Source organism: Streptomyces pseudovenezuelae (assembly GCF_029892565.1).
Taxonomy (GTDB): domain Bacteria; phylum Actinomycetota; class Actinomycetes; order Streptomycetales; family Streptomycetaceae; genus Streptomyces; species Streptomyces pseudovenezuelae_A.
In genome coordinates, this window is sequence record NZ_JARXVH010000029.1 from 1 (window position 1) to 14,691 (window position 14,691).

Sequence of the window (14,691 nt, forward strand, 5' to 3'; positions counted from 1 at the left end):
GTGGCGGGGGGCCACCCCCAAAACCCCTACCCCGTGCCCCCCCCCGTCATCCAACAAAACTGGGGGGGGGCCGGGGGGGGGGGGGGGGGGGGGGGGGCCCCCCCCCCCCCCCCCATGCCCGGCTGGAGCAGACCAGGTGGTCCGCTTCCGCCCAACGCGTGGGCGGCTGGACGGAAGCGGGGCGGTCCCCTTCGGTGGTTCTTGAGCACAAGGGGGCCGCGCGGCCTTCCGGACTGGAAGGTGCGACGCCGGGGGAGGCGTCCGCTTCCATGGTGCGCCATCCCGTTGGTGCCGCAATGAGAAGTACGGTTTCGCCACTAAAAGCGTTCATTCGGCCATGATTTGCCCGTGTCTGCGGCTGTCGTGCGGTAGAGGCGGGGCGTGCCGGGCGGGCGGCGCGGGGCTATTTGTTCCGTAACCCCCGAATCACGTTGAGTGGTGTGCGCCCGGCGCACCATGCTGTCGTCCACTCCTCCGGGGCGCGTTTTGAGCACCGTCCCGGAGGAGGCCGACCGGACTTCTTCATCCGTCAAGGGAAGGTGCGATGACAGGCAAGCAGGTGATGACCGTGGCCGTACTGGCGGCGGTTCTCGCATGGAGCACGGTGATGACCGTGCTGGGGCAGCTCGCGGCGGTGGCCGCGCTGCTGCCCTCGCTGGGACTCCTCATCCAGCAGATCGTCGCCGCGTACAGCGGCACGGACACACGGCAAGCCACGGCGCCGGCTTCACCGGCCGCCTCGGCGGCCGGGAGCCAGGAGCCCTCCCGGTGAAGCCGCCCCAGGTACCCGAGCAGTCCGGCGGGGACCCTCCAAGTCGCCGCGGCCGTCCTGCGGAGCCGATCTGCGAGACGGCCGGTGCGGCGCACCGCACGTGGCTGGAACCCCTCCGCAGCCGGCTCACCACGAGCGGCCTGACCCTCGACGACCTCGCCCTGCGCTCCGGGTACTCCAAGACACGGCTGTCGGAACTGCTGCGCGGCAAGGGCTACTACCCGGGCTGGCAGATCACCTACACCGTGGTGCGTGTGCTGGACATCCCGGCCCTCCCGGTACGCCGGTTATGGACGGCGGCCGCGGTGGAGGCCGAGAAGCACACCGACTGGATCACCAGCCGGCTGCAAGACGTGCAGCTGGCCACGGGCGAGGAGCCGCCCGTCGCCCATCTCGGGCTCACGCAGGCCATGTGGCGGCACTACACCGCCTACGCCGCGGCCTTCCTGCAGTCCGACAAACGTGCCCAGCAGGTGGTCACGGAGACCTTCGACATCCTCTGGCTCACCTGGGACGAAGCGACCACCAGCCCGGACATCGCCCGCCACGCCTGGCAGCTGCTGCGCAAGCGAGTCCTCGCCCGCGCCGAACAGCGGCCCGGCGGCCGCCCCGACCTGCGGGCAGCCGCGTTCTCCACCGCCGCCCAGGCAAAGCTGTCCGGCCTCGCTGAGCGGCTGGCTCGCATCGACCGGCTGGCGCGGTTCTTCGACATGATCGCCTGCCTGCCCCCGGACCAGATGGACGTGACCGTCCTGCGCTACCTGTGCGGCATCCGCGAAAGCGCCGTGCCCGCCATCGTCGGCCTGTCCCCGGCCATCACCCACACCCTGGACCATCACGCCCGCTGGGCGCTGAACGGTCTCTACCCCGACACCGACACCCGGGAGTGATCACCCCGCCATGAGCACCATCGACGACCTCCTCGCCCAGTCTCTGCTGCTGCACCGGCCCGTCCCCTCCGACGTCGTCCCCTACGACGACCTCGCCTACGCCCACCTCACCGAGGACGTCCTGCTGTGGGACGTGGGGCACGAGGTGGCCGACGACGGCGCCGCACAGAGTCTCGCCGTCCTGTGCGAGGCGGTCGTCACCCACTGCACCCCCGACCAGCTCGCTGACTTCCTCACCGATCAGGTGCCGCAGCCACGGGCCGCCTGGATCCTGGGCTGCGCCCTGCAGCTCGCCGGCGCCGACGACGGCGCCCGCTTCTGGTGGCAGTACGCCGCCGGCGCCGACGACGCGCCCGCCTCCTACTGCCTCTACCTGCAGCACCTCGCCCAGGGCGACACCCACGCCGCGGCCCTGTGGCAGGCCCAGGCCGGCCTCCACGCGCCCGGGGACGATGACGGCAACCAGCCGGAGAAGGAGAGCGAGGACGCTCCGGCCCTGCGGATGATGAACGCCGACACCAGCCTTCCCACGGTGCTGCGCATCCTCAGCCGGCTCACCCGCACCACTCTGCGCCGGCCCACGCCGATGGCACGCGCCGTCATCGAGTTCGTGTCCACGGCCGTCGCCCTCGGCTACGAATGCCACCCCGACCTCGAACTGCCCGTCCCGGGAGAGGACTTCGCCGAACGACTGGAGATCCTCGCCTACGCGGCGTCCGGCCGCGGCAAACACATCCGCGCCACCGACACGGCAGCGCAGGAGCTGCCCAACCGGCCCGTGCTGGGCACCATCTCGGCCTGGGTTCCCGAGCGAGCGCGAGCGCGAGGACCGGAAGAGCTCGTAGTGGAAGTCACCGCCGCCGGCCACGAGGAGCCCGCGTCCGTGTACTTGTTCTTCAGGGAAGCAGTCGCGGTCTGCTGGGGGGCAGCCACTGCCGCCAGCAGCGCGGACGGACACGAAACCCGCATGGCTTACCACCTCAAAGGCACCCGCAGGCGGCCGCCGTCCGGATTCAGGACCGTAGCACCGTCCAGTGATGCTTCCCCGAGCTTCCGCGGCCTATAATGGATCTTGAGCTGGTGGCCGTAACTCCGGTCGACTGATGCTGCGTTGGTGGTCCAAGGAAAGACGCCCCGCTTCCTGCGGGGAGATGCAGGTGCAAGGCCTGCCCGGCGCTCGAACAGGGGCCTCGTCCGTGCAATTGCGGACAGGGCCCCTGCGTACTTCGGATGCACCATGGTGGTCAGCGTTGCGGTATCGGCTGGTCAGCGCAGCCGGACCACCGTGACCACCGCGTGCCGTGTGGTGCGGCCACGACCTCCACCGTGACCTCGCCCGTGGTGGGCGTGTAGGCGTCGCCGGCCGTCGTGGCGGCCTGCCCGGTCCGGGGGTGCAGGTGGGGGGCGATGCGGGTGGCGAGCGCCGTGGTCAGGCGCTGGGACAGGGTGACGTGTCCGTCGGGCAGCCGTACCGCGAGCGCCCTGGGATGCCGCGCCGTGCCGGTGAAGCCGACCACGGCGACATCGACCGTGTCCGCATGGCACTGGCGAAGCTCCGTTGTTCGGAAGCTGCAGTATTCCCCTGGCGGTTGTCCGGTCTGCTGCTGGCGCTGCTCGTCCTGCGGGCGGGCCACCACACCTGGTGGGTGCGGCGGCCGTGGGTGGGATCGGCTCGCGTGCGGGGCAGTGCTCACGCGAGTGTTCTCCTTGCTGGTGGTGTGCCTGGTCGACGCGGACGCGCACCGGCAGACCAGCTGCAGCCTGCGGGCGTCAGTGGTGAATTGGGGTGTCTCATGAGTGGCTGCTGGACAGTTCCGGCTCGTGCTGCGACGTCTGGTCATGTCGAGGAAGCAGGAGCGGAGTGGTCAGGATGAGCAGTCCCGCAACCGCGAGAGCGGTGCGCGGGCTGGTGACATCGGCGAGCAGCCCGGCGAGTGCGGTGAGGATGGCGATGGACGCCTGCTGGCCGATCGACCAGGCCGTCAGGGTGCGGGCGACGAGATGCTTGGGGGTCTGTTCGAGCCGGTAGGTGGCGAGTACCGGGCTGTACAGGCTCATGTTGATGATGATCGCCAGCTCGACAGCCATCACAGTCACGAGGCCGACGGCGCCGGGACGGACGAAGGCCAGGCCGATCAGCCAGATGGCGCGCAGGGTCCCGACGGTCCGGAAGACCCAGTGCCGGCCGAAGCGGGCCACGACACGGCGGGTCAGCCGCGAGCCGATGAGCCCGCCGAGGCAGGGGGCGGCGAAGGCCAGGCCGTACTGCCAGGGCGGGAACCCGAGCTGGCGAAGCAGGAGCACCGCCAGCAGCGGCTCGGTGGCCATGATCAGCCCGCCGACGAGCATGTTGTTGAGGTAGAGCGCCCGCAGACCGGGGTGGCCCATGATGTGCCGCCAGCCGTCGAGCAATGCGCCCGCCCGAACGGGCCTCTTGTTGGTCGTCCTCGGCGCTTCCTCTTGGCCGCGGATCGCGGTGATGCCCAGCGCGGAGAGCAGGTAGCTGAGCGCGTCGGCCACCACGGTCGTGACCGGCCCGAACAGGCCGATCGCCGCCCCGCCCAGCGGTGGCCCCACTGCGATGGAGCTCCAGTTCGTGGACTCGAACCGGGCGTTGGCCACGAGCAGGTCATCCGGCCACACGAGGGCCTTGAGGTAGGCGCCGCTGGCCGCGTTGAAGGTGATCTTGGCTGCGGCGACCAGAGCCGAGACCACGAGCAGTTGGACGAAACTGAGCCATCCGAAGGCGTAGGCGACGGGGATCGTCGCCATGGCCGCGAACCGGGCCAGGTCCATCATGATCATGGCTGGACGCTTGCGCCGGAACTCCAGCCACGGCGCGAGGGGCACCGCGATGAGCGCACCCACCGCAGGCCCCACCGCGGACAGCGCGGACACCTCAGCGGGGCCGGCATGCAGCACCAGCACGGCGATCAGCGGCAAAGCCCCGAACCCCAGCCCGGACCCATATGCGCTCACCGCATATGACGCCCACAGCCAGCCGAACTGCCGCCCCAACCGTCGCGTGCCCACCATGCTCAGCGCACTCCCTTTGAGGTCCCACCCGAACAAACTGACGTTGACCATTGAGAGATAAGCGGGCAGGACAACAGCAGGTCAAACAACTGACCTGCCAGCAATCCACAACAATCAGTTGTTCACTAAGGTGGGTCGGCGTGGATCTCGAAGCAGTACGTACCTTCGTCGCCGTCGCGGAAGCGGGCCAGTTCCAGAAAGCCGCCGCCGACCTTTCGATCACCCAGCAGGCCGTCTCCAAACGCATCGCCACGCTGGAACGCACCCTCGGCGTACGGTTGTTCACCCGTGGCCCACGCGGCGCTGAACTCACCATCGACGGGCAGGCGTTCCTGCCCCACGCCCGCGAGCTGCTGCGCGTCGCCGAGCGGGCAGGCGCGTCCGTGTGCCCCGGCCACCGTCCGCTTCGCGTCGACGTGATCGCCTCGCGCAGCGCGCAGTCGGGCTTGATGCGCGGCTTCCATCACGCGCACCCCGAGATCGACCTCGACGTGATGATGCTGCTCGACATCGAGACGGCCGTCGCCGCCATTCGCTCCGGTGCGATCGACGCGTCCTTCCGCGCCGTCGCCGCGCCCGGCCGGCCCCTTCCCGAGGACATCGAGTCCGTCCGGGTGCTCGACGAGCCGCTCCAGCTCATGACCGGCCCCGCCCACGCACTTGCGGGCGCACGCTCGGTGACCCTCGCCCAGCTCACCGGGCACCGGATCTGGATGCCCGGCATCCTCCCAGGCAGCGAATGGGCCGCCTACTACGACGACCTCGTCGCCGAGTTCGGCCTCACCATCGAGGCGACCGGCCCCAACTTCGGCTCCGACGCGCTCCTCGACACCATCGCCGACACCCCGGCCCTGGCCACCTTCATGGGCGAGCCCACCCGCCTCGTGTGGCCTGCCGACCACGGGCTGCGCCGCATCCCGGTGACCGACCCGACACCCGTCTACCCGCACTCACTCCTCTGGCACCGCGACAATCCCCACCCAGCGCTGGCGACGCTGCGGGCCCACCTCGCCGCCTTAGCGGCCGGTCACGACGCCGCCGGGACTTGGACGCCGGACTGGGTGATTCCACACTGAACGGCCCGCTGCCCGCGCGGCCAGCCCCGGTCGGTCGCTACGGCCGTGATCGCTGCCGGGTGGCGAGGTATGGCGCCCAGCTGTTCCCGGCGAGCTGGGACCAGCGGTGGGCGGTTGCAGGGCTGATGCCGAAGAGGTCGGCGACGACGATGGGCGGCAGGTCCGTGATGGCCTCCATCAGGGCGGTGTTGCGTGCGGCGCGCACGGGAAGGCCGTGTTGCTTCATCTGGTCGGCCAGACCGGCGGGGTTGCGGGGGTGGCCGGGCACGGCGCCCGGCAGGAGGAGATGCCGACGGCCCTGCGGGGGCTGTGGGGCGGGGAGTTGGGCGATCTGTTCATCGAGCAGGGCGGCCAGCGCCGGTGGGAGCAGCACCGGGTGGCGGTCGAGGGTGAGGTAGGCGGCCTCGGCTTCCCGGTGGAACTGGTCGGTGGCGAGTTCGACGATCCGGGTCAGGGGCAGGGCGTAGAGGCGGACCAGGGCGCCGATGATGCGTACAGGCAGGGGGAGGCCGGTGTCGGTCAGGCAGCGCCGCAGTTCGGCCTGGTGGGTTGCCTCGTCCTGGAAGGTGCCGGGGAGCTGCCTCGGCCGGTGGTGGATCTCCAGGTCACGGACGATGTGACGGGCGTGCACCCAGCGGACGAACGGAATGAGACGAGTGCGCTGGGTCGGATGCGTGCTCGCCAAATCGTCCAGGTGCGCTTGCGTCAGGTCCCAGATGTGCAGGTCCTGGTCGTCGAGCCAGGCGAGGAAGCGGATGGTGACGCGGATGTCGGTGCAGTCGCCCTTGTAGGCACTCAGGCTGTAGCGGCCGCGGGCGGCCCGGTGCCGGGCGTCTTTGACGATGCCCCACTCGGCGAAGAGCACACCGGCCCCAGCGGCCAGAAGATCTTGACCGGCCGTAGCCGCCCGCAGATTCCGCGGTCCCGAAGAGGCCGGGGAATGCACGTGTCGCAGTGGAAGGCGCCCCGGCCGCCGTCGATGTGGTTTCCGGCCCGAACCCGGCCGCACACGCTGCACTCCTTACGCGGCTGCTGGTAGCAGCGGTAGCAGATGTCCGGCCGGCCGCCAGCGGCCCTCACCGAGATCGGGCCGACGATGCCGCAGACGCCGCATGCCCGGGGTGGACTGGTGTAGCAGCTGCCGCAGACCGATCCCGCCGGGGATATGGCGTTGACGCGGCGCTGCCGTCCACACCCCGTGCAGCGGCGGGTCGGTGTGGGCGCGCAGGTCCAGCAGACCTTCTCGCCGTCGGCCGACCGGTGTTCAAGCAGGGCCAGGCGGCCACACCCGGGACACGGCAGCTTCACGCTTGTCTCCCTGCGGTGACACGGTGCGCAGATCGCGCCCTCGGGCCGCCGCGCGTAGACGGCCCGGACCAGGCCGCACCGGGCACAGGCCCGCCGGAGGCGCCGGTGGTAACAGGACGAACACATCCTCCCCTGCGGCGTGTCCTGGGACGGCAAAGGGGGTCGTGCGGCGGCAGTCGGTACACGCCACTTTGGCCACCATGTCCCCGTGCCCCGCCTCCACCAGGAGGCAGGCAAGCCGGACCAGCGCACGTGGGCAGTTGGGCGAGGGCGCGGCCAGCGCACGTGGGCAGGCGTCGAGATACGCGGCGAGCCGGAACGCGTTGGGCCCCTTCCACGCCTTCGCCTCCTCCAGCGCCGACTGCGCAGCCTCCTCGGTCAAGGCGGGCCCGACCACGGACGACAGGTGTACCAGCAACCGGGCACGCACACGGGCGAGTTCGGCCCGCAGCCGCAGTTGGTCCGGCGTCGGCGGCCTCACCGCCGGCCCGGTCGGCGCACCACGGCACGCCGTGGCTCAAGCGGCACCGGTGAAGGAAGGGGAGCATCGCCGTCGGCCGTCTTCTTCACCTGCGCGTTGACGACCACCGGTGTGATCAGGTCGTTCGGCGTGCACTGAAGGATGTCGCACAGCGCGACCAGCGTGTCCATGCTCAACCGCTGCGGCGGCTGGGTCACCAGCCGGTAGACCTGTTCCCGCGACAAACGGATGCCGCGCTCGGCAAGCAGCGGCACCAGATCCGACGTCTGGAACAACTGCCGCGCCGCCATCAGCTGGCGCAGATGCCACTCGTAGCCCATCTTCTTGATCACGAGGTCACGTCCCAGTCGTCGCCCAGCCGCCTCTTCAACGAAGCCTCCAGCAACTGGTTGCGGTACTCGTTGGACACCCCCATGTACACGGCCGTGGTCGAGGCATGGGAGTGCCCGACCTGCTCCTGCACGAACCGTGCCGGGTAGCCGAACTCCGTCAGATGCGTGATATAGCCATGGCTTGTGTCCGCAGAGGCCGTGTGCGGATGACTCCGTGTGGCGATTGAGCAGGTTCTCTCGCAGAGGCGGCTTTCGCGACGCAGATGGTCGGCTGTGTTGTATTCCGCAGGACCTCCTGTGATGCAGGTCACTCTCTCTCGTGTTCCTCGGGCCGCGCTGTCAGTGGGGACTGAGATCGTGCCTCCGTGAGCGAATTGGTGGAACATGTGGATGAGCAGGACCGCGTCTTGGGAGTCGTCGAACGAGGCGAGGCGGAGCGTCAGCACTGGCCGCATCGCATTGCCACGACGATCTGCCGTGATCAGGCAGGGCGGATCTTGGTGCTGCGGCGGTCCGAGACGCATTCCCGGTTCCCTGGCTACTACGACGTGATGGTCGGTGGCGCCGTGAACGTGGGCGAGTCGTATGAGGAAGCCGCGGCCCGGGAACTGTCCGAAGAGCTGGGCGTTCGTGTGCCCGTGCGCTTCATGTTCAAGTTCCTTTGCCGGGAGGGGATCAGCCCCGTGTGGTTTGGGGTGCATGAGGCTGTCGTGTCGGAACACCTGGTCCCGGACCCGGGTGAGATCGGCTGGCAGGACTGGCTGACGTTGGACGAACTGCGCGACGTGATTGATCAATGGTGCTTCGTTCCGGGAGGGCGGGAAGCTCTGCGTCGATACTTGGAGTCCGGATCCGGCAGCGGTGCGGGCGAACTGGCTGGGTGATAGGCGATGCGGGTGGCCTCGGTCCAGGGCGGGCATTTCAGCTGCAGGACCCGATCACCGTGGTTCGTGGTGCTGGAAGCCGCCTGACTTGGGTGGTTCCGGCGGAGGCTTCGCGGAGCCGGACGATCTCTTCGTGTTGCGCGGCGAGGCGAGCCAGGGATTGAGAGCGGAAGTCGGTGAGCTCGTCGATCGTCTCGTCAGACTGGGCAATCCGGGCTTTGAGCTTGGCGTTCTCTGCCTTGAGGCGGGCGATCTGGGCTTCGCGGGGGTCGGGGATTTCGCCGGCATCCTGGAGGGCCCGCAGGCGTCGTTCGAACTCGACGCGGAGGTGACCGTAGGGGCGGGTGCCGTAGAACGCGGTGCGGTCGACGGCGGCCTCGTTGGCGAGGGTTTTGATGTCGCATTTTCCGCCGGGCGGGATCTCGCCGCGTAGGAGGCGGTCCATGGCGGCTCGGATGCGGTTCTCGTTCTCGGTGCGCTGGGTTGCAGAGATTCTCATGCGGACTCCTCGTCCGTGGTGGCGCTGGCGGCGTCGATCTCGGCGACGACTCGGAGGGCCCGGTCGTAGTCGGCCTGGAGCCGGGTGCGTTCGGTCTTGCGGGTGGTGCCGAGTTGGCCGATGAAGATCTTTGTTCTGTCGGCGTGCTCGGCCCAGACGGGGCGGTGACCGGGGTGGTGGGTGGCCTGCGGGCAGCGGGCTGAGTCACACATCCCGATCAGCGGACGGTCCGCGGTGGGGGTGCCCGCGAGTTTGAGGCAGAGCGCCCGGGAAGGGTCGGTGAACCAGCAGTAGTTCGCCGGTCCGAGGTGCAGGACGTTGGCGCGTTTGGTCAGGAGGTTGAGGACGTCGCGGTCGTTGCGCTGGGTTTTCGGGGCGGTGGCCGAGGCGGCATCGAGTTGGGCGTCGATGCCGGCGAAGAACTCGGTGAGGCTGCGGGCGCCGGGACCGGCGGGCAGAACGCCATCCTGGTAGTTTCGGAACTCCTCTAGTACCAGTTGGAGATTGCGCTCACTCTCGTGCTTGTTAACCTCGGCCAACAGCTCGGCCTGGGCCCCGCCAGGGCGCGAGGCATAGCCCTCCTTTGTGGCCACGGCGATATGTTTCATGTGGATCTTGGTGGCCAGGACGCCGCCGGGCCGGTAGGCCATTTCCAGCGACAAAGTGCGCCGCAGCATCCGCAAGTTGACTGGTCCCCCGGGGATTGGCGCCAGGCCAAGTCGTTGGCCGGCCTCGGAGTTAGCCCAGTTCTTGAACCACTTGAAGCGGACGTTGAAGGAGAACCTGCCGATCAGCAGGGCTCCTTCTGCCGGGGTGTCGTGCAGTTGCTCGAGGAGTTCGATCGCGCGATAGACCGGTGCGATGACGACCCACTCGTCGTCGGTGCCGCCCAGCGGCTGCCCTTTGACGATCTTGCTTGCGATTCGGTAGCGAGTCAGGCCCGGGACGGCCTCGTCGGGCGGTCGTCGGCAGCCGATGCGCAATTCCATCAGCTCACTCGCGCGCATGCCTGAGATGGCGGCAGCGGTGATGATCGCGGCGGTGCGGACGATGCCGACCAGGGCGACGGCCTGGAGCCTGGACAGTGGCAGGGTCCAGGGCAGTGACGTTGTTCCGTCGGCCGCGGGGACCGGGCCGGCATCGCGGCCGAACGGTCTCTCGACGCCGACCTGCGCGAGGGCGTCTTCCAGTGCAGGCCGCATGGTGGGCAGCCACGGGTGGCAGAACTGGCTCAGCCCAGCCCGGCGGGCGAGGGTGCCCATGGCCACCGGGAGAAGGCGATCGTCCTCGGCCCAGCCCTGTTCGAGGCGTTTCGAGATGTAATGGTCGTCCAGCATGGGCAGGGCTGTGCACGTTCGCGTGTACTCGGCGAGGATTTCGCTGAGCTCCCGGACCGGGACACGATTCTTGGGACCGACGCGCCGGATTCCTTGGGCTCGCCGTGCCGAGTGAAGGTCGGATTCGCGGACCTTGTGTGCCAGCTCGACGACGTGCGGGCCCAGTGTGGACATCAGGTAGAGGGCGGCCGCGAGCATCGGCTGCATGATCTCGTCCGAGACCGGTTGAGTCTTGTTCTCGTCTCGGCCGCTGGGCATCTCGGCGACGGCTGAGGCGGTGGCGCCGCCCCAGGGCCGCAGCTCGGCGGGGACGCGGTCGGCGGTGAACAGGTCGCGGTAGTTCACCAGGTCGACGACGACCTCGGCAGCCGAACGCCTGGTTCCGTGGCTCTGTTCACCGACGACAGCCCCGTCCTCGTCGAGAACGTAGCGGCGGTGAGCCAGGTATGCCTCGCAGTCCCGGGTGGTGATCTGCTCCAGGCTGATGGTCGCCCGCTCTCCCAGCCAGTTGAAGAAGCGGACGAGTTCGTCGAGACGGGCGCGACAACTGGTGACGTGGAGCGGGTTGCGGAAGGCCCGGGGCAACGGGGCGACCGACTGGTGGCGGGGTGCGAGCATCGCCAGGACCAGTTCCTTGGCCACCAGCCGCCAAGGCGATTCCGTGATCAGGGTGAAGTCGAAGCGCCTTACCGAGGGGCTCAGCTGGGTCGGCAAGCCGATGACGTGGGTGAAGTCCCAGATGTCGTCCTCGAACGCGGGGCGAGCGGCGTTGCCCGGAAGGGCCAGCCCGGCTTCACCGCAGACATCGGCGCCCGCAAAGACGGCAGAGCGTCCGTCGAAGGCGGGAGCAAGAGCGGTGGTCATGCGGTCATCTCCTCGGGTCGCAGGGGAAGTTCGTCGTCCCGGTCGATGACGTGGGCGGTGGCCGCGGTGACCACGGCCGGATCGAAGCGGTCCAGGACCTGCTGGATGCGGGCGGCATAGGGGCCGAAGACCGCCATGAAGTGGGCGGCAGGCATCTGCTGCCACTGCCGGGAGAAGAACGCCTTCAGCTGCAGCAGGCTGACCGCATGCCGTGGCGCGAACACCGCCAGGGGACACAACAGGCAGACCCAGGGGCGGGCTGGACAGGGCTTGCCCTTCGGGCCATGCAGTCCGGACAGCTGATCACCGCAGGCAGCGGTGAACACATCCCGCTGTCCGCCCACGAGTTCGGCGATCACCTCGTCGTCGAGGGCAAGGTCCGCCACCAGCTGCGGATAGCCCTCGGCCAGGGCGGCGGCCTCGTCCTCGGTGATCACCGTCGGCGGATGCGACCGGCGCAGCAGGTCATGCTGGGCGTCTTCGATCACGGCCTCGACCGCACGTTGCTGAGCGGCTGTCGCGGCCGTCAGATAGTGGTCGCCCTCGACGGCGGGGGTGTGGTTCGGATCGATGGTGGCCCGGCCGCTGCCGGTCCATGCGCTCTTGTCCCGCATCGCCTCGTGCGTGGTGCGGATCCGGGACCGGTGGATCTTCAAGGGCTGCCCATCGTCCCCGACCAGCTGGTGGCGCACGACCCACCGCTGAATGGCGACGCGGTCGAACTTCCTCACCCGACGGTCACCGCCGGCCCGGCTCAGCCCCAACCACAGTTTGCGGCCCTCGTCCGGCGGAACGAAGCTCCGCAGCAGCGTGGAGTGGGCCAGCCACTGCTCCAGCAGGCGCACGGCCCTGCGCGGCAGATTCAAGCTCTCGGCCGCGGTGCGGCCCTTGACGTAGGAGAGCAGGATCGTGGAGTCCCCGGCCCAGTCGACGTCCTGCGTGACCAGGTCCTCGATGCCGTCCGGCACGATCCCGGAGTAGATGCCGAACAACAGCCGGTAGGCGATGAGTACTTCCAGGTGCGGGAACAGAGCCTTTGTCGCGTCGTGGAAGCCGCCGCGGCGGTGGACCAAGGCGGCCGAGATACCGGCGTTGCGGCCGAACTCGGAGATGCTCACCGGCCCGATGGTGGCCAGCAGCCAGCGAAGATTCTGGGGAGTCCATCCGCCCTCGGCGGGATGCTGTCCGTGAGCGACAGCGGTCAGGGCCTGCCGGTGGGCCGCGTACGACTCCTCGACGAGCCGTCGGCAGAGGTCGCCCAGCCGCTGCCACTCGGTCTCCGAGTAGGGAGGCAGGGCGTGGTGGTTCGGCTGAACGTTGAAGTTCCGTCCGGCCGCGAGCTCAAGCACGCCGTCCGCCAGCGAGCCGCCGGCCTGACCGAACGCCTCGACCATCGCGCGGGTGCACGCCTCCCGGCCGCCCGAGCATCCCATCAAATACTCGGCCAGCCTGCTCCGTCTGAGCTGGTCAAGGCCGCCGGCGAAGCCCTGCTCGGCCAGTGTCCGCGCCATGCCCCGGATCGCCTGGGCGTAATGGTTGACCGTGCCCGCGGAATCCGCGGTGCCGTGCGGGTGGATCAGATCCACCAGGCCGGTTGCCAACTGCCGGGCCAGCAACGGGTTCGGCAAGCCGTCCAGCGAGAACGCCGCACGGCTTCCATCGCTGAACACGCAGGTGATGCGCAGGGGTTGGTCGATCAGCATGGTCGGCATCAGAGAGCCCCGTCCTCGACGTCGTCGTCGAACTCGGCGGCGGCTTCCCGATCGGAGCCCGCGTCGTCGGTCAGCCCGGCCTCGGCGCCGGCCCCCTCGTATGCCTCCCGGAAGATGCGGGTCGTATCCAAGCGGCGGAGGTATTTTTCCGTGGTCAGGACGGTGGAATGTCCTAGAAGATCACGAAGCACCAGCAGCGGGTCGGCCTTGCTCAGGTAGAAGACCAGAGCGGCGTCGGCATCGGTGTCCCGCACGAGCTTCGCGGCCTGCCGGTAATGCCCTGTGACCAGGTATTCCAAGGTCCTCATGGAGAAGGTGTGGCGGCATCGGTGGGGCCAGACGCGCGGGAACCGCGGTTCGAAGCGGACCCGGATCCGGTCGGAGGTCCGCTCGAAAATCGTGGCCCAGGCGGTGAACGGGCCGCCGCCGTTCTTCACCGCCAGCAGGCACGAACCGCCCTCCGGGGCCACCAGACGACGCCGCTCGGCCGGAGTCAGCGATGCCCAGGGCCGCCGGATCCCGTTGATCAGCCCGCCCCGGGCGTCCGGCTCGGTCACCATCAGCGGTTCACCCCACCGCCGTGGCGGCCGCCAGAGCGAGCCGTCCGTCGTGGCGGCCCGGTCCAACTCGACATAATCGTGCAGCCCGGCCAGGGCCTCGTAAGAGGTCCACGTGGTGCGGAACTTCTTGCCCTTGGTGATCCCGGCCGGCACCGGGAACGGGATGGGAACGGTGGTCGGCTCCGGCGGCAGGGCAGGAACCTCCCAGGGAAGCAGATAGGTGAACTCCTGCAGCCGCATCCCGGTGGCCAGCGCGTGATCCCCGACCGCCCCGTTGCGGGTCAGCTCCCGCCCATGGAATCCGGTGTCCTGCGAGCCGTCCGGGGCCAGCCCACGCAGGCCCTTGCGGAACAGCTCGGTGAAGTCCGGCTCCAAGTACTTGATCGTCACGTGCGGCTTCGGGGTGCGGCGGACCGCCAGATTCACCTTCATCTCCCGCCCGGTCCCGGCAAACAGGGCCCGCGCGGCGCGGTAGGTGAACGGCTCGGCCGTCGCGTACTCCTCATGTATCGCCCACCGGTAGAACAGCGACAAGATGCTCATGTGCTGGCCCCACGTCGTCGCCGCGAACCGGGCCTTCAACGGACCCGCCGCCCGATGCTCGGCGTACCGGCTCAACGCGGCCTTCAGCCGTACGCGCGAGTCGAACAGAGCCACCCCGTGCTTGGCCAGGAACTCCATCCACTCCTTGACCACCCGCGCGTAGTTCTCCCACGAGCTCGGCGCCGGCGCCCCGCTGGACGGGAGTTCACGCAACCAGCGGTTCACTACCGCCGTCGGACGTGGCGCGGCCGGGCCGTCCTCGAAGCGCAGATCGTTGTCGATGAGCACGGGCATCCCCTCGGGGATCAGCGGCCGATGCTCGATGTCCCAGGACTGCCAGCCCCGGGACGAGAAGAAGTTCAGGATCATGAGTGGCGACAGTAGAAACACCACACGC

The 14,691-nt window shown here is 69.2% G+C and carries 13 protein-coding genes and 1 pseudogene; 5 read left to right on the forward strand and 9 right to left on the reverse strand.

Going from position 1 to position 14,691, the window contains the following annotated elements:
- The first annotated feature begins 544 nt into the window (after nt 1-544).
- Genes M2283_RS46830 through M2283_RS46840 form a run of 3 tightly spaced genes read left to right on the forward strand, consistent with a single transcriptional unit; the run spans nt 545 to nt 2,728 of the window.
- Entirely contained in the window at nt 545-772 is a 228-nt protein-coding gene (locus M2283_RS46830) for a hypothetical protein (protein ID WP_280882721.1), read from the forward strand.
- Nucleotides 769-1,662, forward strand: a complete 894-nt coding sequence (locus tag M2283_RS46835) for a helix-turn-helix domain-containing protein (RefSeq protein ID WP_280882722.1) — start codon at nt 769-771, stop codon at nt 1,660-1,662. Before M2283_RS46830 ends, M2283_RS46835 begins: the two co-directional genes overlap by 4 nt.
- A gap of 10 nt (nt 1,663-1,672) precedes the next feature.
- Entirely contained in the window at nt 1,673-2,728 is a 1,056-nt protein-coding gene (locus M2283_RS46840) for a hypothetical protein (protein ID WP_280882723.1), read from the forward strand.
- Nucleotides 2,729-2,906: 178 nt separating this feature from the next.
- On the opposite strand, the gene M2283_RS46845 is transcribed toward M2283_RS46840, so the two are convergent.
- Entirely contained in the window at nt 2,907-3,356 is a 450-nt protein-coding gene (locus M2283_RS46845) for a hypothetical protein (RefSeq protein WP_280882724.1), read from the reverse strand.
- 97 nt (nt 3,357-3,453) lie between these two features.
- Nucleotides 3,454-4,698, reverse strand: coding sequence for an MFS transporter (locus M2283_RS46850; RefSeq protein ID WP_280882725.1), 1,245 nt, complete (start codon nt 4,696-4,698; stop codon nt 3,454-3,456).
- 140 nt (nt 4,699-4,838) lie between these two features.
- Here M2283_RS46850 and M2283_RS46855 point away from each other — a divergent pair, with 140 nt between their 5' ends.
- Nucleotides 4,839-5,774 carry a LysR family transcriptional regulator gene (locus M2283_RS46855; RefSeq protein WP_280882726.1) on the forward strand — a complete coding sequence of 312 codons (936 nt, stop codon included), beginning with the start codon at nt 4,839-4,841 and terminating at the stop codon, nt 5,772-5,774.
- A gap of 37 nt (nt 5,775-5,811) precedes the next feature.
- Here the strand turns inward: M2283_RS46855 and M2283_RS46860 are convergent, their stop codons facing one another.
- The 3 genes and pseudogenes from M2283_RS46860 to M2283_RS46870 all read right to left on the reverse strand — a co-directional run.
- Nucleotides 5,812-6,639, reverse strand: a complete 828-nt coding sequence (locus M2283_RS46860; protein WP_280882727.1) for a hypothetical protein — start codon at nt 6,637-6,639, stop codon at nt 5,812-5,814.
- A gap of 920 nt (nt 6,640-7,559) precedes the next feature.
- Complete coding sequence (locus tag M2283_RS46865) at nt 7,560-7,895, reverse strand: helix-turn-helix domain-containing protein (protein WP_280882728.1); 336 nt, start codon at nt 7,893-7,895, stop codon at nt 7,560-7,562.
- Nucleotides 7,892-8,074 (reverse strand): annotated as a pseudogene (locus M2283_RS46870) (tyrosine-type recombinase/integrase); the annotation flags it as partial. The pseudogene M2283_RS46870 and the gene M2283_RS46865, both read right to left, overlap by 4 nt.
- A gap of 186 nt (nt 8,075-8,260) precedes the next feature.
- On the opposite strand from M2283_RS46870, the gene M2283_RS46875 reads away from it, so the two are divergent.
- Nucleotides 8,261-8,779, forward strand: coding sequence for an NUDIX hydrolase (locus M2283_RS46875; RefSeq protein WP_280882729.1), 519 nt, complete (start codon nt 8,261-8,263; stop codon nt 8,777-8,779).
- A gap of 37 nt (nt 8,780-8,816) precedes the next feature.
- Here the strand turns inward: M2283_RS46875 and M2283_RS46880 are convergent, their stop codons facing one another.
- The 4 genes from M2283_RS46880 to M2283_RS46895 are packed head-to-tail and all read right to left on the reverse strand — an operon-like array spanning nt 8,817 to nt 14,663.
- Complete coding sequence (locus M2283_RS46880) at nt 8,817-9,278, reverse strand: hypothetical protein (RefSeq protein ID WP_280882730.1); 462 nt, start codon at nt 9,276-9,278, stop codon at nt 8,817-8,819.
- Nucleotides 9,275-11,479, reverse strand: coding sequence for a site-specific integrase (locus tag M2283_RS46885; protein WP_280882731.1), 2,205 nt, complete (start codon nt 11,477-11,479; stop codon nt 9,275-9,277). The genes M2283_RS46880 and M2283_RS46885 overlap by 4 nt, the downstream gene beginning before the upstream one ends.
- Nucleotides 11,476-13,191: a hypothetical protein gene (locus tag M2283_RS46890; protein WP_280882732.1), complete on the reverse strand. Its 1,716-nt coding sequence runs from the start codon at nt 13,189-13,191 to the stop codon at nt 11,476-11,478. The genes M2283_RS46885 and M2283_RS46890 overlap by 4 nt, the downstream gene beginning before the upstream one ends.
- Nucleotides 13,191-14,663, reverse strand: a complete 1,473-nt coding sequence (locus M2283_RS46895; protein WP_280882733.1) for a site-specific integrase — start codon at nt 14,661-14,663, stop codon at nt 13,191-13,193. Before M2283_RS46895 ends, M2283_RS46890 begins: the two co-directional genes overlap by 1 nt.
- Nucleotides 14,664-14,691 lie beyond the last annotated feature (28 nt).